The organism is Pedobacter paludisoli (assembly GCF_052344095.1).
Lineage (GTDB): Bacteria > Bacteroidota > Bacteroidia > Sphingobacteriales > Sphingobacteriaceae > Pedobacter.
Map to the genome: position 1 here is coordinate 2,233,539 of NZ_CP179926.1, position 18,942 is coordinate 2,252,480.

Below are 18,942 nucleotides of genomic sequence, written 5' to 3' on the forward strand. Positions count from 1 at the left end.
CATCTATTTATTATCTTTCCAAAAATTAATTTAATATGCAAAAAAAACTCTTAACGCTATTATTATCCCTTATTTCCTTAGCCACTTTTGCGCAAGAAAAGTATTGGCAACAATATCTACATTACACCATCGATGTTTCGCTAAACGATAAAGAAAAATCCTTAGCAGGTAAAGAGCGTATTATTTACAAAAACAACTCCCCATCTGAATTAAATTTTATCTGGTTTCACATTTGGCCAAACGCCTATAAAAACGAAAATACGGCACTTTTCAATCAATTAAAAAACGATACATCCCGCAAGGAAAAATTAAAAAATATCGCTTATGGAAGTATTGATGGATTAAACTTTAAGGTAAACGGAAAGGTAGCTGGTACAGAACCGCATCCCAATCCTCAATACATCGATATTATCAAAGTTCTCCTTCCATCACCGTTAAAACCGGGCGATTCCATCACCATCACAACCGATTTCAACGTGAAATTGCCTACCTATTTTTCACGCTCTGGATATGCAGAAACGCAATTTATGGTAACCCAATGGTACCCGAAACCAGCAGTATTTGACAAAAATGGCTGGCACGAATTTCCTTATCTTGACATGGGCGAATATTACAGCGAATACGCCAACTATAAAGTGAATATTACGTTGCCTTCGCACTATGTTGTTGCCGCAACTGGTGTTTTACAAAATGCAGATGAGCATGCAATCTATAAAAAAATTGGCACCAAAAACGCGAGCAATAGAGAAGCTTCTCCAGAAATGTATCCAGCAAAGGGTGGAAACAAAACCTTAAGCTATATCATGAAGGATGTTCCGGATTTTGCTTGGTTTGCCGACAAAGACTTGGTTATTCAGTACGATACGGTAAAACTTGCTTCGGGCAAAATTGTTGATGCGTTTAGCTATTACCACAACAAGAAAAAAAGTATTTGGGTAAATAGCATCGATTATGTTAAAGATGCGACCAAGTTCTACAGCAAATGGGTAGGTGAATACGAATATCCAGTCGTTCAAGCTATTGAAGGCCCTAAAAACAATGCGAGTGGCGGTATGGAATATCCAACGGTAACACTCATCACCAGTCCGGATGCAAACCCGGAACGATTGGATGCAGTAATTGCGCACGAAGTGGGGCACAACTGGTTTATGGGGATGTTGGGAAGCAACGAGCGCATGCATACTTGGCAAGACGAAGGTTTAAACACCTACGTTCAGTTCCGCTACGAGGCAGAAAAATACAGATCTAATTCGATTTTTGGCGATGCAATTCCTGCTGAACTTAAAAAATTATCTGCTGATGATTTCTTAGCCCGCATTTATGGTGCTTTATCTAACATTCCCATGAAATCGGCTATTGAAACGCCTGCGGCTGATTTTGCTTCTTCTGATGAATACGGTTTAGTTTCATACATGAAAACGGCTGTGTGGTTGTACATTCTAGAAAGCTCGGTAGGAAAAGATAAAATGATGGATGGTTTCCATACGTATTTCAATAATTGGAAAAACAAACATCCACAGCCTGAAGATCTTAAAGCTTCCTTAGAACAAGCGCTTAATACGAATCTAACAGACTATTTCAAACTGTTAAATCACGAAGGTTCGTTTAAATAACGAAATCTAGTTTATAGCACAAAGGGAGAAGCATCACAAGCTTCTCCCTTTTTCATACTATTACAAATAGTAAGCTATTTAATTTGCTAATTTTCGTTTACCAAAACGCGATACTGAATACCTTCTGGGCTATTGGCTCTAATTTTTGACTCAAGTGTTTGTGCAATAAAGCCCCACTCTTCTTGATTAAATTTTGCCTGTTGGTTGGGATTTAATTTGATATCCAGCGTTCGTACATACCCTTCTTTTGGATGCGGAGACGATACAATTCCTTTCTCCACCTGAACGGTTTTTAATTTATCTCCCAATTCGTACTTACAGAAGTTTCGAATATCTTCTGTTGTAATCAATCTTCCCCCGCGGCTTACCAACGCAAATCGATAGGCATCCAATTGTGCCCCTGATTGCAGCTTTTCTCGTCCACCTTCGGTATCTAGTAATAAAAAAATTGTCGACCGATTTAAATCTACATCGCTCTGCAGTGCCATATTCGTAAACGCACGAATGTTATCGGCCAACTCACATTGCGTAACCCAATAATCCACTTTCAGCTCTTCTGTATCCTCATAAGGTTCAGCAATTAGATAAGTGGGCACCTCTTTTACATTTATACCTAATTGATCGGTTTTACTATTCAACATTCTCAATTGCGTAGAAAGTTCGGCCAATGCATTCACAATAAAATCGTTATTGAATGATGAAAATGCGGCTACTTCATCGCGGGTAAGCTCAATTAAATAGCGCACCATTTCCAAGGCATTTCGCTTATCAAAACGCTCGGCTCCACCATGGCGCATGGAATAATAGCCTTGCCCCAAACCGCTAGCACGTTTAAATGGAATATCGCTAAATACTCTGTCTTTCGAATCGATTACCAAACATACGGCCATAAAATATTCATGTAAATCAGTTCGGAGTGGTAAAATACCGTTTAAAGAGCCAAAGTAATAACTGTTCGTTTTGATAGATCGATTAATGACTGGAAATGCATTTAGACAAACCACCATGTTTTCTAAAATATCATACGTATAGTTCGCTGAAAATTGAAGGCGAAGCCAAACCACATTCTTTTTCACCTTGTTGCGTAACATATCCATTCCATAAATTTCAATCAATTCAGTTGGATATTTATCCTCTGCTTCGGCTATATTATGGGTAATTTCAGAAGGTCCAAAAGTTAAAAATTTATGTTGATACTGACTTTTTACTTCGCGCGTTACTTGATACATTAAATCGTAATCGCGAAAAATCATTTGTTCTTTACTCAAATTATGCGGCGAGGGATATTCTTGTCCTGGTGTAAATAAAACTTCTTTTCCATTTAGTGCTGATTTACACAATGGCAAAAGTTGATACACCCAAGATTCTGTTTGATAGGCCGGGAAATCAAAATAAAGGCTTAATCCTTCTAAATCATGTACCGATTCATCCAATTCCAGCCCAATGTAGGCAGTTCCCCACTCTAGTGGATTTGCAGTATGCAGCAAGGGCGTTTTGGCATGATGCTCGTTTACCTCAAAAAACTGACGACCTCCAACTACATAACGCACTCGACCATTTACGAGTTTCACATAATCAACCGGTGTGAACATAATATTGGTTTGATTACTAGCCATTACCCCATTGGGTTCTACCACCCTTTTTTGGCTATAGAAATGCGTTTGTGGATGTAACAATAAAGATCCGGATGACGGAATCGCTGTCATAATGGAATGAGCAGCTTTAGGCATGCTCAATAAATCGGGCGTTAGTAAACGTGCAATTTTATCCAACAAGCGGCTTTCTATACTTTGCGCTTCATTGCCGCAGCGATGAATTTCAACAGAAAATGCTTCGATCAAAAGCTTTACAAAAGGATCTAATGCCGTGGCGTTTTTAACACCCCATAAATTTACGGCATTATTAATCATTCGGGTTTTAATACCCTCTTTAGTAAACTGATTGACAGGCGAATTACTTCTACTCATGCTTTTAATTAAATTAATTATCCTACAGACATCGGGCTTAAATACAACTCGGTTTTAAAGCTAAAGCTTTCTTTACTTTCGGTTAAAGTTGCTTTTATCAGCACAATTACTTTTTTCCGTATCTCGGTAAAATTTTTCATTGGCCATTCTTTCTCCACCATTTCACTAAATATTTGAACAACAGGTTTTTCTATTCGATTTTCATAGCTCAAAATTGAATCTATTAAGTGCGTACGAAATTGCTCTTCCCACGATTCATTGGTAATGCTATGCTGAAACTCTAGTTCCCATATTTTATTTCCATACTCAAAATCAAACCGATTCTCGCCAAAGCGTGTCGTTATTAACAATTGAAGGTGTTGCGCAATGCTTTCTCCCAAACTACAGGTTTCCAATTCTCTACCTTCGATGACATCGCCAAATTGAACGGGAAATTTTATATACATATTAATTTTTATTAGAATTCATCATTTCTTCAATTGACTCTTTTAAAATATCCTCTTTATAAAAATTAAAATCCGCCATTTTATCGGTTGGGATTTTAAGTAAACAGGCGCTTTTTGTTGATCTTAACTTTTCAAAATCCGGATTTAAAAAACTTAACTCTTGATACGACACCTGAATTTTTTTGGCAATAACTGCCAATGAATACCCAGATGACACCGTACAGCTTAAATAATTTTGATTAATCACTTCGGACTCTTTGGCTTTAAACTTGCGTTTACGAAGCCAATCATTAGGTTCTGTGTTGTTCAACAGGTATGATACACAGATAAATTTTTTAACATGATATTGGGTTTCCTTGGGCAAGTATTTTTCTATTTCCCAAAATGAATTGGACTGAGCTTTAATCATGGATTTTTCAACACGATTTGGCCCGCAATTATAGGCCGCAACAACCAAAAGCCAATCGCCAAAATGAGCATACAATTCATTTAATAATTTACAAGCAGCGAAGGTACTTTTGTAGAAATCGGTTCTTTCGTCTACTTGCTTACTGGTTTGCAGACCAAAAGCCGCAGCTTGCGCTTCTATAAATTGCCAAGGTCCAACCGCCCCTGCTTTTGACACACTGTACTGTTCAAGTTCTGATTCGATAATGGCCAAAGCTGCAAACTCCTTCGGAATACCAAATTCATGGAAACGGCTATTGAAAAAACTAAGCAATTTGGCATTTTTCTCTTTGAGCTGACTGCAACGCTTAGCATACGACAGGATATAGTTTTCCATGTACTTTCTATTCGCTGCGCTAACCTCCTCGGGATAACGTAAATCCATTTTAAAAGCAAACGTACTATCTACTAATGCGATTCTTATGTTTGACTCATTTGCCAAGGCATGTTTACTAAGTAATAGCAATGCTCCGCACATGATTGGCACTAGTTGTTTTAAACAAACCATATTATTCCCTCTTTTGAAATTAAGGTAACTTATCTGCCGGTAGCCAGTAATAAACTTTACCATTGTTGTAAAACCGATATGCATCATTTACCCTATTTTCTTGCAACCAAGCAGCCTTCATTTTACATTCATCTACAAACATCAGTACTTCACTCATCGTCATCTTCTTCTTTTGTTTAAACATTTTTATTGTTTTTGCATGCCAAAGAGGATTCACTGATTTATTCCCAGTGAGGGATTCAAGCACCTCTGCAACCGACAAATTGGTCACTTTTCCTTTCTCTACTTTTATTTTCTTCCTTTTCAAATAGCTTACAATAACCTCCTTTAAATGATTATAGATATCGTTTCTATAATTGAGTTTATATGTAGGAAAACGAGCTAACATCTGAAGATTATCCGTAATTTGCTGATATTCTTCCTCCGAAATCATGACGCCAAAACGGATATTATTTACAGAATCAGGCGCAATTTGATAGCGAATCCATCCCGGCAAATAAAAGGGTTCTTTTAATTTGCTAACAGACTTTAAAAATGAGGATGGTAAATATTCATCGCGGTAGCTGGAGTAATGCCTTTTATAAGCCGGATCAATTCCTGTGTTCAAGATTCCGACACTGCTAAAATAATGGTTTAGGGAACCGCCAATTTTAGCATTGTCTAATGCGATCATATTCAACAAAACAATTAAATTATCTTTCAAGAGCGATACTTGGGTAATTTCTCCGCGCTCCGGAAAAATAACGTATCCTTGGGTCATGGCCATGCTCGGATAATCGAGGTAATATACTCCTGAATCCCTTTTTGTTAAGCCAAATACCGATTCCTGATGTACATCGCGAACGTCGACAATTTTTTCCTTTTTAAGTAATGAGATGTTAGCGGCAGATTTTACAACCAAATCTTTCCCCTGTAATACAAAATCATTATAGGCAGCATTCGATAAACTTTGGGTTTGAAATACCAGCATTCGCGCATTTACATAACTCAATCGGTTGATAATTTCATTCCATCCGGCAGAGCCATTATCAAAATCGTTTCCTGCTCCACCTATCAATACAATAACATTGCTTTGATTTTTAGTTTTTTCCAGCAGTTGCGACGCTTGCCTTAAACCTGAAAAAACAGATTGCGTGACATTTCCATCGTTACATTGTCCAATTTGTTGCTGCTGATTTTGAATAAACCGAGCAACGGCATTAAAATTATTTGTTAAAGAAAGAGTTGAATTCTGCGTGCAGCTGCCCCCCATATTATCTTTGTAAATAACGGCTCCGTACTTAAGCGACTGAAACTGGTGGGTTGTATCACTATACATTTGCATATTTTGCATTAATGTTAGTACGTATGGCATAAACTTTCCGTTTTCTGCTCCTCCATCAACCACAAAAACCACGTTAAGGTGCTGCTGTTCCTGTACGATATCCTCATATTTAGGATATGAAATAGGTCTTCCCAAAATATTGGTTATTTGATTTTTTGACTTATCGAGCACATTGGTTAAAAGGCCCGTTTTAATAAAGCGCGTGGTATCGTTATTTCCTGCAAGTACTTTTTGAACGGGGTAAATATTTTGCAATCTATTTTTATTGCGATTTACTTCATACTTCGTTAAATAGGGTTTAACAAATGTAGAATCGGCTCTTCCTACTTCAAATTCAGACCAATAAAAATCGGCCGTTCCGTCATTCGCCGGTTGAAAACCTAAACGAGTTCCCCAAAACTGCAACATTTCGCGGGGTAGCCATCCCACTACAACATCCTTTACGTTATCTGCGGTAATTTGCTCCGACTTGCCCATTAGATATTCCTTGCCGTCGTCTGATTGTTTAAAAACAAAATAAATGCTCTCAACCGGGGCTTTTGTTTGAAGTGTATCGCTACTTAATGGATTACTAAAAAGCATGACTGAATCCTTTGTGAGATACTTTTTAAAATTGGTAAATATCTTATCGCTCTTAAAGCAGCTAATAGTTTTAATAAAAAACTTAGAATTACTTTCCTTTAAAGCGGTTCTCCACAAGAGCAATTTACTTTTATGAATCCATCCTAAGTACTTTGCCGATTTTCGGTCAACCTTTCTGCTTTTTGGATTATTCAAAAGCGAAGAATCGTACTTAATTAGCTCCAAATAATCGTTTTTCTGATTAATGACATAGCAGGGCTGCAAAAAATCAAGCCTTTTCAATTGTATATCACTTTCAGGCGACTGATAAGTAGTGTTATTATTTCGGTCTGAGAACACGTACCACGGTACATTTTCATTAAAAAAACCTTCGTCAAATTCAATATCCAACTCATTTATCCGATAACTTTTGGTTAAGGGGCTGAGCTTTACCTTTGGGTTGGATTTAAAAATCCCTAAACCTACTTGTGCATACGTACAAAAAGGCATGAAAAGTATGCCTAAAATCAAAAGAGCGACTTTAATTATATCTATAGCTTTTACTCGCACATTTATTTTACTAACGTTCATATATTTTTCCTGGACACCAAAAGGTTATCTACTCTGCTTCACTTCTATTAGTTTTATGCAATTTTGCTCATCATTCGGCGTCAATTTCACCGCTTGTATCGTTAATTTGGAATCGAATTGTAAGCCCAAACAATAGCTATTAAAGTCATTTATTTTTTGTCCATTAATTTTTACAGCCGTTTTTTCATTTCCACATAAATATTTGCTAACCAAGTAATAGTAATGTTCATTAAAGCGAGCTCCATCGGCAATTTTTTGCAGTCGGGCTTTAAAATCGATGCCATATTTCGAATACACATCATCTACATTAACTAAACTATCTTCAGCAAGCTTAAAAGAAGGCAGGATAGTAATTTTATGCCGTATTGGATATTCGCTGTTATCGGTATACAACAAAACGGTATAATTTCCCGGTTCTTTGTAATAGTATTGTACAAAATTTTCTTTGGAATCGATGTAATTGGATTCTCCGAATTTCCACCTGTATGCTTTTACTCCGGCTCCTACGGCTCTGAAAGTTAAATTTTCAAATTGTAACCCTACCGAAGGAGCTTCTATGGTGGCAACAGAATCAATTACTTGTTGAATCTTTACCGTGTCTTTAACCGTTACAAAAAAAGAGTCTAAGTATTTTGAATTTATTTTCAACTGAACGATGTAATTTCCGGCCTTTTGATACCGATGTTTACCTATTCTAGAAAACGAAACACTTCCATCTCCAAATGTCCATAACCATTCATTCGCAAACTCCGAAGAATCTTGAAACACGATGGAATCTCTGGTAGATACTAAGCGAGGAGAAACATTCGCACTTATGTCATTCGAAGAAGGGAGAAACAATTTTGCTCCAAAAATAAGGAAGGCTAATATCCCACCGATTAAAAGGGTTAATAAAATGACCTTATAGGTATTCTTATTTTTAAAGTCCTGACGGACTTGATTGTTTAAGGGTTCTATGTCTGATGATCTCTCCACTTTTATTTTCTATAGTATAATGAGTTGCTGAAATCTGAGCGTTTCGGCTTTTAATTCTGTTGTAAGCCTTGCTCTATTGCTTTCAGTTGATTTAATCGTGTTTCTTTATCTTTATATCCTATTTGACACTGATCTAATTGCGCCTGAAAAAGCCTGATATTTTCTAACTTTTTCTTCATAATAATCATGTCTTCAAAATGCATTTTTTCAAATAATGCCATTTGTTTAAAACCCATAAAACGGGGGTCTCTATTGTGCGAATCATCGTAATACGCATGGAGATTATTAATTTGATTTTTGATATCAATCTCGAGCACCAAATTACTTGGGGTATTTTGCATGCCTTCAATTTTTACAAAAACCGAATCGTACATGGGAACAACCTCTTTCTGCTTTTTTAAAAAATATCCTTCTTGTTCTACAAAAGATAAATCAGCATAATTAACAGAGGCGAAAGGATTGGGATTTTTCCTAAAAATAAGCACAACCAAAATGGTCATCACCACTAGGAACAGTAGTATGAGATAAATAAAATAATGTCTTTTCTCTGTTTGATTAAGTTTTATTTCTTCTTCCATATGTGACTTAATTAAAGCTGCGTCGGGTTTTTACGGATATATCGGTACTTATTTTTTTGTTTTTCTGGATGCAATCTCCCAAATCACTTTTCAACATTTCTTCCCTATTGGCTATTCGTACAATAGAATCTTTGAGCAACAATAGTTTATTTAAGTTTTTGGCTATACGTGCGTACGCCGTAAAATTTGCGGTACTATCGTTTCCAATACTTCGGATAATGGCCTCTTTATTATCTGAAATATATTTAGCCAAAAACAAGGTATTATCTACCCTTGTTCGATCTAACAAAGTCATCTGTTGATATAAAGAATCTACTTTTTCATTTAACAGAATTTGTTTATTTACAATGCCTTTGTATGCAATAAATCGTTCATTAAAGGCCGCTCTTTGCTTTTGTGAAGCCCAATAAAACAATGCTATGGACGCAATTGAAAAGAAAATTAATATCCCAAACAACAACCAGAAATGGATGGATTTTTTTAAAATTTCTTGCCTGTTTTTTGCTTTCATGGTTATTGCGTAATACTAAAATTTATGATGGTGTTAAATTTTGTGGTATCTATATGGGGATCAATTCGAATGGGTTCTATGTAGGCTAATTCTCTTACTTTACGTTTCCTTCTTTTTGCCAATCGATTTCTTTTGCCTGTCTTTGGATTACCCAATTCCGCATACTGATTTAAGTAAGGAGCGTTTGCATTCCATTGCCAGTTAAAATTATAGGCTAATAATTTTTTATTTCGCAAAGCGATTAAATAGGCTGCGACAGTATCCTTCAATTTAAATTGTGGTTTTGTGTTGCTGATGTAATAGAGTATTTCTTGAGGTTTCTGTTTTCCTTTCAATACGTTAACAACGCGTGTCCCCACTAAAAAAAAGATAGCTTTATTACTTTTGTTTACTACACTATCTATTTTTAATGGCACACAGGTTACCACCAAATCACTATTTTCATATACCTGAAAAATATCTGCAAAAGGAACATCCTCCACTTCACTGGATGTTTGCACAATCCGTTGTTTCTCCTTAAACAAATCCTCTTTCTTTCCTATTGGCTTTTTGCCTTCACGATTTTTGCAGCCCTCTCCTGTCAACAATCCAATCATCCCAATTAAAAGAAATGTATTTCTCAGAATACAGGATATTTGTTTACCATCCCTCTTCAATATATTCACCAATGTTCCCCCTTTTTAATAAAATCTAAACTGAAGAAAGTTTACACTCCTCCAGTTTAGATCTACAAACTATCCTTGTGCATATTCGGTATTCCATTCTGCCGATTCATCATCGCCTTTATGGCCGTCTAATTTGATTACAAAACTTTTTGCAGGGAAGTATGGTGTTATATGCAAATCGAGCCAAATTCTGTCTTTTTGAATTGGGTCTTGCTCAAAACGAACAATTTTAAACTTCTCAATCAATCCGCCATCTGGGCCTTTAATGCTATCCAAATACCGAACAATTTGTCCACGTAAATCCGCTTCCGTTTTTGAGGTCCAATTTTCGAATACGCGACGATTTAAAAAATCGAACAATACTTTGGTGATATAGTCAAAAACGCGTACCACTGAATATGTTTGCAATCCAATATTATCGCCATTAAACAATGTTTTAGCAGAAAAAGCCATCACCTTGCCATATTCGTTTACCATGGGAACCAAACCAATTTTTTCGAGGTGCGAAATTTCAGATTTCTTTAAATCGAAACGTACGGCATCTACTTCATTAATACCACCATGCTTTTTACCAGCAGTAACTTGGCTCATTAAGGTCGTATACATTTTACCTGCCAATGAAGCTGATCCTGGAATCATCACATCATCTGCTTCTTCAATTTCCGTTGTCTTTCCTCTTCCAACTAAATAGTTACAGGTCATGATGGTGTTACTTTTGAATGCCTCACCACCTGTTAAATTCGCAGAATTAAACATTTCTACTACATCATCTGGCTTATCCAAATTGGCAAAATCGGTAATCAACATTACCTTATTTTCATAGGCCATTTTCGACCATTTTTCGACCACTTTATTAGAACCCAAGTAACCCGGAACGACTAATAGTGAATAGTTTTCGCGCAAATCCAGCCGATCGAAGCTTTGCTTTAAGGTTGAAGAAACGTAATCAACAAATAAAGGATTATCTAAATCTTTTACTTGCTCTTCAGTTGCGTTCAAAATGGTTACGTTATGTACTTTATCTACTTCGGTATTTTTATAAAATTGTGAAACGGTACGATACGATGTTTCCAATTCGCGCGTAGCTGAAAGTGTGCTTCTTAGATTTTTTTTCAACTCTTTGCCTGCTACATCAGCATTTTCTTTGCAAGTATTGACCATTTCAGAAACCGTTTTGTTTTTTTCTAACAAATCGACCCACATATTAATGGTTTTATATAAATCTTCTCTTTCCTTTTTCTTTTCGATATCGGTTAAGAATATTTGTTTTCTAGCCTTACGATCGGGATTTAAGTTTGCAATTCCATCGATGGTGCCTTCTAAGAAACTAAATCCACCCGCTTTGGCTAATTTTAATAATGGTTCTACTAATTTCTCTCCTTCACGAGTTGAAACGTTTGAAGCCGAATTCTTCTGTACTTGTGCCATGTCGTCTTATTTTTAGATTAATTTATAAAGGAGTTTATTGATTATTTTCAAGCTCTTGAGCCAATTGTTTTAACGCTTCAATTACCGCATCTTTGGTTTCTTCGTTTTCCAGCATTGATTTAAGCACTTTGTTTACTTTCAATTGCTTGTTTATTTTATTGTACTGTTGCTCTTTTAAACTTTGATTGCGCAAGTAATCACTTTGACGTATAATGTTTACTGGCGTAAAATCTCCTAAATTCTTAAAGGATACGTTTTCTTTGGTGGTTAAACCATCTAAGGATTCCATTTCTATATCGATAGATGGTTTAAAGTGGTTAAATACATCTTCAATGGTTTTTAAACCACCAATCGCTTCTGGTTGAATGGGTTCTTCAGCGGTTAATTTCGAAACCAACAATGTTTTATTGTGTTGAATTTGTTGAATTGCTTCATTTGCATCAACGGTAACCTCATTTCCGCCAATGCCGTAACTGTAATTTGACATAGTTTTTGTTTTAATTTTTATTTCAGGTTTTGAAAATTTAATAAAAGCCTTATTCCTTCCTTCCGGTTCCTCATCTGAATCTCTAGAAGGGAAAAACTGTATTATTTTATTCTTTATTTTTTTAAAAAAGTTCATTCGTCTTTGCCACCAAATTTCACTTGTTGTCTGTTTCCAGACCAAAGTAGCACCATTGCTCTCTCTGGCAAGGGCCTTTTATCCTTCCAAAGAGCTTGCTATCATCCATCTATTTTCCATTGAATATTTCCTTCCGCATCAAGATCAACGATAATCGAGCTATCTTTTTTTAATTTTTCGGCAACAATCATCTTAGAAATTGGCCTTCTGATTTCCTTGCGGATAACACCACTAATTTGACGGGCCCCGTATTTTGCGTTAAAGCCATCCAGCGCCAATTGGTGTTTCGCTTGCTCGGTTATGGTTAAGCCAATATTTAATTTCGCTAATGCATCGTGCAGTGATCGCATTTGAATATCGAAAATCTGAACAGCCATTTTTTCATCGATTGGACTAAACGGCACTATTTCGGTTAAGCGCGCTAAAAATTCTGGGCGGAAATAATTCGTCACTAAATCAAGTATAACATTCGGCTGAGGGACAACTCCTCCAGCAAATTTTTCGGCTATAAATTCGCTGCCAATATTGGAGGTAAATAAAATCAGCGCGTTACTAAAATCGCCTTCCTTCCCCAGCTTGTCATGAATTTGGCCCTCATCCATAATTTGCAGAAAAATATCAAAGACCGAAGGATGTGCCTTTTCAATTTCATCGAATAATACTACAGAATATGGTTGTTGACGTATTCTATTCACTAACATACCGCCTTCTTCATAGCCCACATAGCCCGGAGGGGCTCCGTAAAAAAGTGCAGCAGCGTGCTCTTCTTTAAACTCAGACATATCAAAGCGTATCATCGCTTTTTCGTCGTTAAATAGTAATTCGGCGATAGATTTTGCTAATTCCGTTTTCCCGGTTCCGGTTGGCCCCAGTAAGAAAAATGAACCTATTGGCTGGCCGACTTTATTAATCCCACTTCTACTTTCAACAATTGCCTCAGAAACAACTTTAAGGGCATGCTCCTGCCCCACCATGCGTACTTTTAAGTGGCTTTCCAAATTGAGCATTTTTTCTTTCTCTTGGCTCTGAATTTTTCCGATGGGAATTCCCGTTTTAGCGGCTACAATGGCCGAAATTTCGGTTTTACCTATAATTTCTTTCTTCTCTTCAGCCAATTCTGATAACTTATCTAATAAGCTCCGCAGATGCGCAATTATTTGCTGTAAATCGGACAATCGTTCTACATCTGTATCGTTATTTAAAAGGCTATATAATATCGGGCTTAACTGATGCGGTATCTGGTCGGCAAGCCCTTTTAGCGTAGCTATTTTTTCTACTTGGCTCTCCTTTTCATCGGTTAAAATGTTCTCAAATTCAGCGTTTAATTTTTCGACATCCCTTTTCGATGCTTCGTTCATCATGCGTACAGCAGCCATCGTCCGATCCAAGAGATCAAGCGCTGAATCGGGTAACCGTTTATCTTTTATATATCTTTTTGCTAAACGAACACATTCTGCCGAAACATGATGATCAATTTTCAGTTCGTGATGTGCTTCGTATCTAGGAGCTAATAAATCGAGCATTTTAGTTGCCGATTTTACAGAAGGTTCGTGTATTTTCAAGAGTTCGAATCGGCGATTAAAAGCTTGCTCCGGTTCAATAATTTTTCTGTATTCTTCTAATGTGGTGGCTCCAATAACCGTTATTTCTCCCCTTGCCAATTCAGGTTTCAGCAAATTACCTGCACCCGATCCTATGGAACCTTTCTCATCCAGGAAAACATGCATTTCGTCTATAAACAAAATGGCTTTAGGATACTGCTTTAATGCTGAAATAATTTTCTTCAAACGATCTTCAATTTCGCCTTTATAACTAGCCCCGGCCATTAACGAACCAAAATCAAGCTCTAAGAGAAGCGCATCTTGCAAATGCTTTGGAACTAAATTGGCTATTATGGCCTGAGCAAAACCATCAACCAAAGCGGTTTTCCCTACTCCCGGTTCACCGGCTATGATCACGTTTGGTTTATTTCGGCGACCCAAAATTTCAATCATTTGTCGGGTTTCACTTTCTCGCCCAACGATGGGATCTAATCGATTTTCCCGAGCCAATGCAGTTTTATCAATGCAATATTTTTCCAGTATATCTTGTTGTTTGGCAATACCTGAATAATCTTGTCCAGATGTTCCGGCTGCAACACTGCTTGTTGGCAACATTCCGTCGGACTTCTCTTGATACATCTCATACAATTCACTATCCCGCAGGGGCAACGATTTTAATTGCGCATGGTTAAAACCAACACCCGGTTTCACTAGAGACGCCAAAACTGACAAGGGATTGATCTCTGACAAACCTAATTTAAGTCTAAATTCATCGGCATGATTCATTAAGGAATAAATTACTTCGTGGGGCAAAACTTCGCTAGGAAGCGTAGTTACTTTTGGGTGTTCATCTATTCGAACCTCAGCCCAATCAATCAAATAATGAATGTCTTTTTCCAAAACAAGCAAAAGATCAAGCAAACCTGATTCTTTATGCAGCAAAGCACGCAATACGTGGGCTGGCCCATAAGTACTGTTATAATTTTCTTTAGCAAAGCCTTTAGCTATTTCTAAAGTAGAAAGTAACGTCTCGTTAAATTCAAGCGTTGAATCAAATTGTGTATTCTTCATTTAATTTTTAAGTAATTGAACTTAAAAGTTTACTCAACAAATTAGTTTATCTTATTATATAGCGAATCAAAACGCCAGATAAAAATCATCAAATTACGAGACAAAAAACAATAGGAATAATAATGCACATACAATATTAAAAATCATACTAAAACAATCGTTAAAATGAATAGAAGATCGGAAAATATTGAAAAAAAAAGCGTTAAATCGCTTAAAAGGGGATGAGAAGCGTACGCTAAAGCTATTACCTTTTTTTGAATAAAAAAAAATTTTTTTAACTTTTTCCACATAAATAAAGACAATATATCTATATACTTGCGTATTATTTAGCGACAAATATGCAAAAATAAATTATACTAATACATGAATTTAATAGACAATATTGAGCTCGATATTAAAGCTGAAGTATTTGCTGTCTCGCTGCTCGAAAACAAACCCGATTTTAGCCATATTATATTTAAACGACTGGGGTTGGATGCGCGTGGACACAGCAAAGACATCCTAAATGTGTACCAAGCACAAGGAGCCTTCGATTTAAAAGAGCATACTGTTATCGAGATTTTTCGCCAAGGAATTTACGAAGCGATTCCGGAGAATGTATTTCACCCAAGCACATTGGGTGGCTTCGAGAAAACAGAAGAAGATGTCATCAACGAAATTCGTCTTCAAAGAAAAAAACAAGAAGAAGCTAAATTTTTCTTTTTACCCTTCGAACAAGAAGCCTCTTATGTTGAAATGCAAGCATTATTAATTGAGCTGATGTTTGACAAGAAAGAAAATCACGATAATCTGCTGCATTTATTTCAGCAAGGGTGGCCAATTTTAAAAAAATTATCAAATTCAACCGCATTATCTTACATTTACATCTTACCAATACTTCACATCGTACGGGGAAATAGAGATTGGACTGAAAAAGCTCTATCTTTTATTCTTGGTTTCGATGTAAAAATTTTTAGTATTGTAGAAGTCAAAGCTATTGGAACTCAGAATGAATCTTTCGAGATTGGTGCCTGCAGATTTGGCATTGAATCTACTCTTTCGGGATTTCAATACGATGGCGTCTTTGATTGGCTAATTCAAATTGGCCCCATCCCTCAAACATCGGTTGTATCAGTTTTACCAGGTTCAGCATTCATTGAGCTTGTTAAGCTATTATCCGAACAATTCATCCCAGTAAATTTATTTACACAAATTAAAATTGTAACTGAAAAGGAGTCTGATACTATTTTATCACCAGCTCATGAGAGTTGCCTTTTGGGATATACCCTTTACTTATAACATTAACTGAAGTATGCTCGTTAAAACCATTTTTTTACAATACCTATTACTCCCTTTAATAGTCCTTATTGCTTCCTTTTTTTTGGTATTTATTCAAAAGAAAAATGAATTGGTTAGCAACATGCTACTGATTGTTTTTGTATTGGTAACTGCTTTAATTTTATGTATCCCCAGCACACTGGGACTTACTGGAAGTGAGTTTGTCCCTATTTATTACCTAATTGCACAGTTTTTATACTTCATTGCCGGCATCGGTTTTGTAAAATGGTACCCTGTATTTTTCCACGACCGCGTAAAAAATTATAAAGCGCTCTTTCAAATTTTAGTGGTGACAGTAAGTATGTTACTGGGCATGTATTTATTTGCTGTTTTGTTTAATTTATTAAGTGAGATTGGCAACGGATATATCGCCGCCACAAGCATGCTCAGTTTTTGCATTCCACTACTATTCTATTGGACTTACATAGCCTTTATTGATATCCCTTACGAAATTTATGACGTTTGGACGTACCAGACAAGCGCAGCAGAAATCAACTTCGATGCTTTAGATCATACCAAACTAATGGTAATTGAATTAGAATTTAGCCGAGCAATAAATGATAAAGATCGCACAAAAGTAAAAGCTAAAGCACCTTCCGATGCTCCTTTCGGAACGTGGTTTAAGAAATTTATAGATGATTACAACGCTAAATTTCCGAACCAAAATATTCATTTCGAGGATAACCAAAAACAGCCTTTTGGCTGGATATTTTACTATAAAAAATCATTTTTCCACCGTAGACGGTTAATGAACCCTAAATTAAACATCCTGCAGAACAATATTAAAGAGCACGTAACAATTATCACAAAGCGAGTTATTCATCACCACATAGAAAATTTATAAATCCTATACCCAAAAAATGATTATACCACAAAAATATCTTGCCGTTAACTGGGTCGATGGCATGAAGGTGAACAAATCACACTTTATTAGTACCGATAATTATTACACTGACACCATACGCGATGTAGCTTCTGTTCAATTAACTCCTTATAATTATGGCTTACTACCGTCTTTAGAGGGCGGTGAAAATGCATTAAGTAGATTTTCAGTAAGCAAAACGACTACTAATCAGGTACAAATACATATATCACGTTTACAAGCCATTACTCCTGGGGGCGTCCGTATTTCTATTCAAAACGATGTAACCAGTGTGCATTCACTTTCTGAATTTTCAACAAAACAAGTTGACCTTATGGATGGTAAAACCGAAGAGTTTTATGTCCTGATAACGGTTAATCCATTTGAACAAGTGCCGGTTGGCAGCCCTGATCCGGAAGAAGTACCCATTCGTCAGCCTCAAACAAAACACAACTACCAAATCCAATTGGCTAATGCCAAAAACATAAATGCGCGCGATTTAGGCGGTTACATCCTAATTATTGGTCGAATTATTCAACAAGGTGAAAATTTCATCAAAGACAATGATTTCATCCCCCCTTGTGCCACCATTAACAGCGACATAAAGTTAACAAGCTTATACACGGCAATTCAGTATACCATTTATAACCTGCAAAATGTTTCGCTCCAAATGATTCAAAAAATACTTTTCAAAAATCAACAATCAACAGTTGCGCAAAATGTAAAGGTAATATGCGAAACCATCTTAAATTTTTGCAATCAACATTACTTCTATTTTAGAAATATTGGAGAACATCAAGCCCCTATCTCCTTGATTGATACGACGGCGAAATTTGCCAATTACCTTTTTACCGCACTTAGCATTTTACCAGAAAGTGAAAAAGAAGAATTATTGAATTATTTCTTCGAATGGAGCGATGTTACACCAATTAATTTTCAAAAAAGTTTATCCGAAATCATTGAAATTAATTACGACCATAACAAAACCGGACAGTATTTATATCAAATACAAAACATGCTGAAAAACATCGAATCTATTTGGCTCAAATTAAACTTATTGGAGTTTATTGGTCAGCACAAGGAAAATATTGTAGTAAAGCAAGAAGTTATTCCGCAAGCGGTAAAAGAAAAAAAAGGCTGGAGCATACTCGATTAATTTTAGTAGCCAGATTATAACTTAAATCATTTTTAATATGCACAATAAAATAGTAATCATAAACTCCTTTAAATCAAATAACCATAAAATTGATTATTTCGCAAAAGCATACGATAGTGGCGTGGCCGAAAGTGGTAAAATAAGTGATTTATTCTACGTGGATAACTTGGTTTTCTCTGCGACACCTTTTCCAGAAAAACATAGTTTTGAATCGCTCGAATCAGATTTAAGGGAACTTGTGCTTGCCATTAAAAGCGCCTCAACGATTATTTTCTTTACGAATTACACCCCTAAACAGCCTAATCACCAACTTAGAAGCTTAATTAATCGCTTATTTCATACGGTAAATCTTGGTTTTAATGAAAATATTTGGGGAAAATATATTTCCCTTCACAAACAACAAGTCAGGATTGTGACGTATATGGACGATTTAAAAACATCCATTGCGTATAACGAGCATCGCGACAGCAGTACATTCCCGATTCAAAAAGTTCCATTTCGTTTCTTTGGGTTTGGAAGAATTAGAGCTCTTCATTTACGCGTGATTTTAGAGCAAGGATTTAGTAAAACACTTTTAAAGGAAATGGCTTTGCTTCATGAATTTGGGCGGCAAGACGCTGGCCTCCCCGCAAATAAACCTTCATCTGAAAAAATGAAACTCCTATTTGATAAACCAGGAGCTTTTCAAAGCATTAAACCGGCTTCTACAGTCAGAAGAAAAAGAATACAAAAATAAATCAAAAACAAATACATAATTAA

16 protein-coding genes are annotated in these 18,942 nt (G+C 36.3%); 5 read left to right on the forward strand and 11 right to left on the reverse strand.

The genetic code is table 11. The annotated features are described in order from the left end of the window. The first annotated feature begins 35 nt into the window (after positions 1-35). On the forward strand, positions 36-1,613 hold the full coding sequence (locus ACJVDK_RS09035) for a M1 family metallopeptidase (protein WP_443939949.1): 1,578 nt from the start codon (positions 36-38) through the stop codon (positions 1,611-1,613). Between the two features lie 86 nt (positions 1,614-1,699). On the opposite strand, the gene ACJVDK_RS09040 is transcribed toward ACJVDK_RS09035, so the two are convergent. From ACJVDK_RS09040 to ACJVDK_RS09090, 11 genes are all read right to left on the reverse strand, one after another. Then, a complete protein-coding gene (locus ACJVDK_RS09040; protein WP_443939950.1) occupies positions 1,700-3,580 on the reverse strand; it encodes a hypothetical protein in 1,881 nt (626 codons plus the stop codon). A 17-nt stretch (positions 3,581-3,597) separates the two neighbouring features. Beyond that, on the reverse strand, positions 3,598-4,026 hold the full coding sequence (locus ACJVDK_RS09045; RefSeq protein ID WP_443939951.1) for a GPW/gp25 family protein: 429 nt from the start codon (positions 4,024-4,026) through the stop codon (positions 3,598-3,600). Position 4,027: 1 nt separating this feature from the next. Further along, entirely contained in the window at positions 4,028-4,981 is a 954-nt protein-coding gene (locus ACJVDK_RS09050; RefSeq protein WP_443939952.1) for a lytic transglycosylase domain-containing protein, read from the reverse strand. Between the two features lie 19 nt (positions 4,982-5,000). After that, positions 5,001-7,457, reverse strand: coding sequence for a type VI secretion system protein TssR domain-containing protein (gene tssR / locus ACJVDK_RS09055; RefSeq protein WP_443939953.1), 2,457 nt, complete (start codon positions 7,455-7,457; stop codon positions 5,001-5,003). A 24-nt stretch (positions 7,458-7,481) separates the two neighbouring features. Further along, positions 7,482-8,432, reverse strand: coding sequence for a PKD domain-containing protein (locus ACJVDK_RS09060; RefSeq protein ID WP_443939954.1), 951 nt, complete (start codon positions 8,430-8,432; stop codon positions 7,482-7,484). A 50-nt stretch (positions 8,433-8,482) separates the two neighbouring features. After that, a complete protein-coding gene (gene tssO, locus ACJVDK_RS09065; RefSeq protein WP_443939955.1) occupies positions 8,483-9,010 on the reverse strand; it encodes a type VI secretion system TssO in 528 nt (175 codons plus the stop codon). 7 nt (positions 9,011-9,017) lie between these two features. Further along, positions 9,018-9,521, reverse strand: a complete 504-nt coding sequence (tssO, locus tag ACJVDK_RS09070; protein WP_443939956.1) for a type VI secretion system TssO — start codon at positions 9,519-9,521, stop codon at positions 9,018-9,020. Between the two features lie 2 nt (positions 9,522-9,523). Continuing rightward, positions 9,524-10,117 (reverse strand): hypothetical protein, encoded by a 594-nt coding sequence (locus tag ACJVDK_RS09075; RefSeq protein ID WP_443939957.1) that lies wholly within the window; start codon positions 10,115-10,117, stop codon positions 9,524-9,526. Positions 10,118-10,255: 138 nt separating this feature from the next. Beyond that, the gene (locus ACJVDK_RS09080; protein WP_443939958.1) at positions 10,256-11,614 is read right to left on the reverse strand and encodes a DUF5458 family protein; all 1,359 of its coding nucleotides are present in this window, start codon (positions 11,612-11,614) and stop codon (positions 10,256-10,258) included. Between the two features lie 34 nt (positions 11,615-11,648). Next, positions 11,649-12,101, reverse strand: a complete 453-nt coding sequence (locus tag ACJVDK_RS09085) for a hypothetical protein (protein ID WP_443939959.1) — start codon at positions 12,099-12,101, stop codon at positions 11,649-11,651. Positions 12,102-12,337: 236 nt separating this feature from the next. Beyond that, positions 12,338-14,848 (reverse strand): ATP-dependent Clp protease ATP-binding subunit, encoded by a 2,511-nt coding sequence (locus tag ACJVDK_RS09090; RefSeq protein WP_443939960.1) that lies wholly within the window; start codon positions 14,846-14,848, stop codon positions 12,338-12,340. A 363-nt stretch (positions 14,849-15,211) separates the two neighbouring features. Between ACJVDK_RS09090 and ACJVDK_RS09095 the strand changes: the two genes are divergently transcribed. The 4 genes from ACJVDK_RS09095 to ACJVDK_RS09110 are packed head-to-tail and all read left to right on the forward strand — an operon-like array spanning position 15,212 to position 18,919. Further along, complete coding sequence (locus ACJVDK_RS09095; protein ID WP_443939961.1) at positions 15,212-16,126, forward strand: hypothetical protein; 915 nt, start codon at positions 15,212-15,214, stop codon at positions 16,124-16,126. A gap of 13 nt (positions 16,127-16,139) precedes the next feature. Next, positions 16,140-17,009, forward strand: coding sequence for a TssN family type VI secretion system protein (locus tag ACJVDK_RS09100; RefSeq protein ID WP_443939962.1), 870 nt, complete (start codon positions 16,140-16,142; stop codon positions 17,007-17,009). A gap of 16 nt (positions 17,010-17,025) precedes the next feature. Then, a complete protein-coding gene (locus ACJVDK_RS09105) occupies positions 17,026-18,183 on the forward strand; it encodes a hypothetical protein (RefSeq protein ID WP_443939963.1) in 1,158 nt (385 codons plus the stop codon). Positions 18,184-18,220: 37 nt separating this feature from the next. Beyond that, positions 18,221-18,919, forward strand: a complete 699-nt coding sequence (locus tag ACJVDK_RS09110) for a hypothetical protein (protein ID WP_443939964.1) — start codon at positions 18,221-18,223, stop codon at positions 18,917-18,919. The last annotated feature ends 23 nt before the right edge of the window (positions 18,920-18,942 follow it).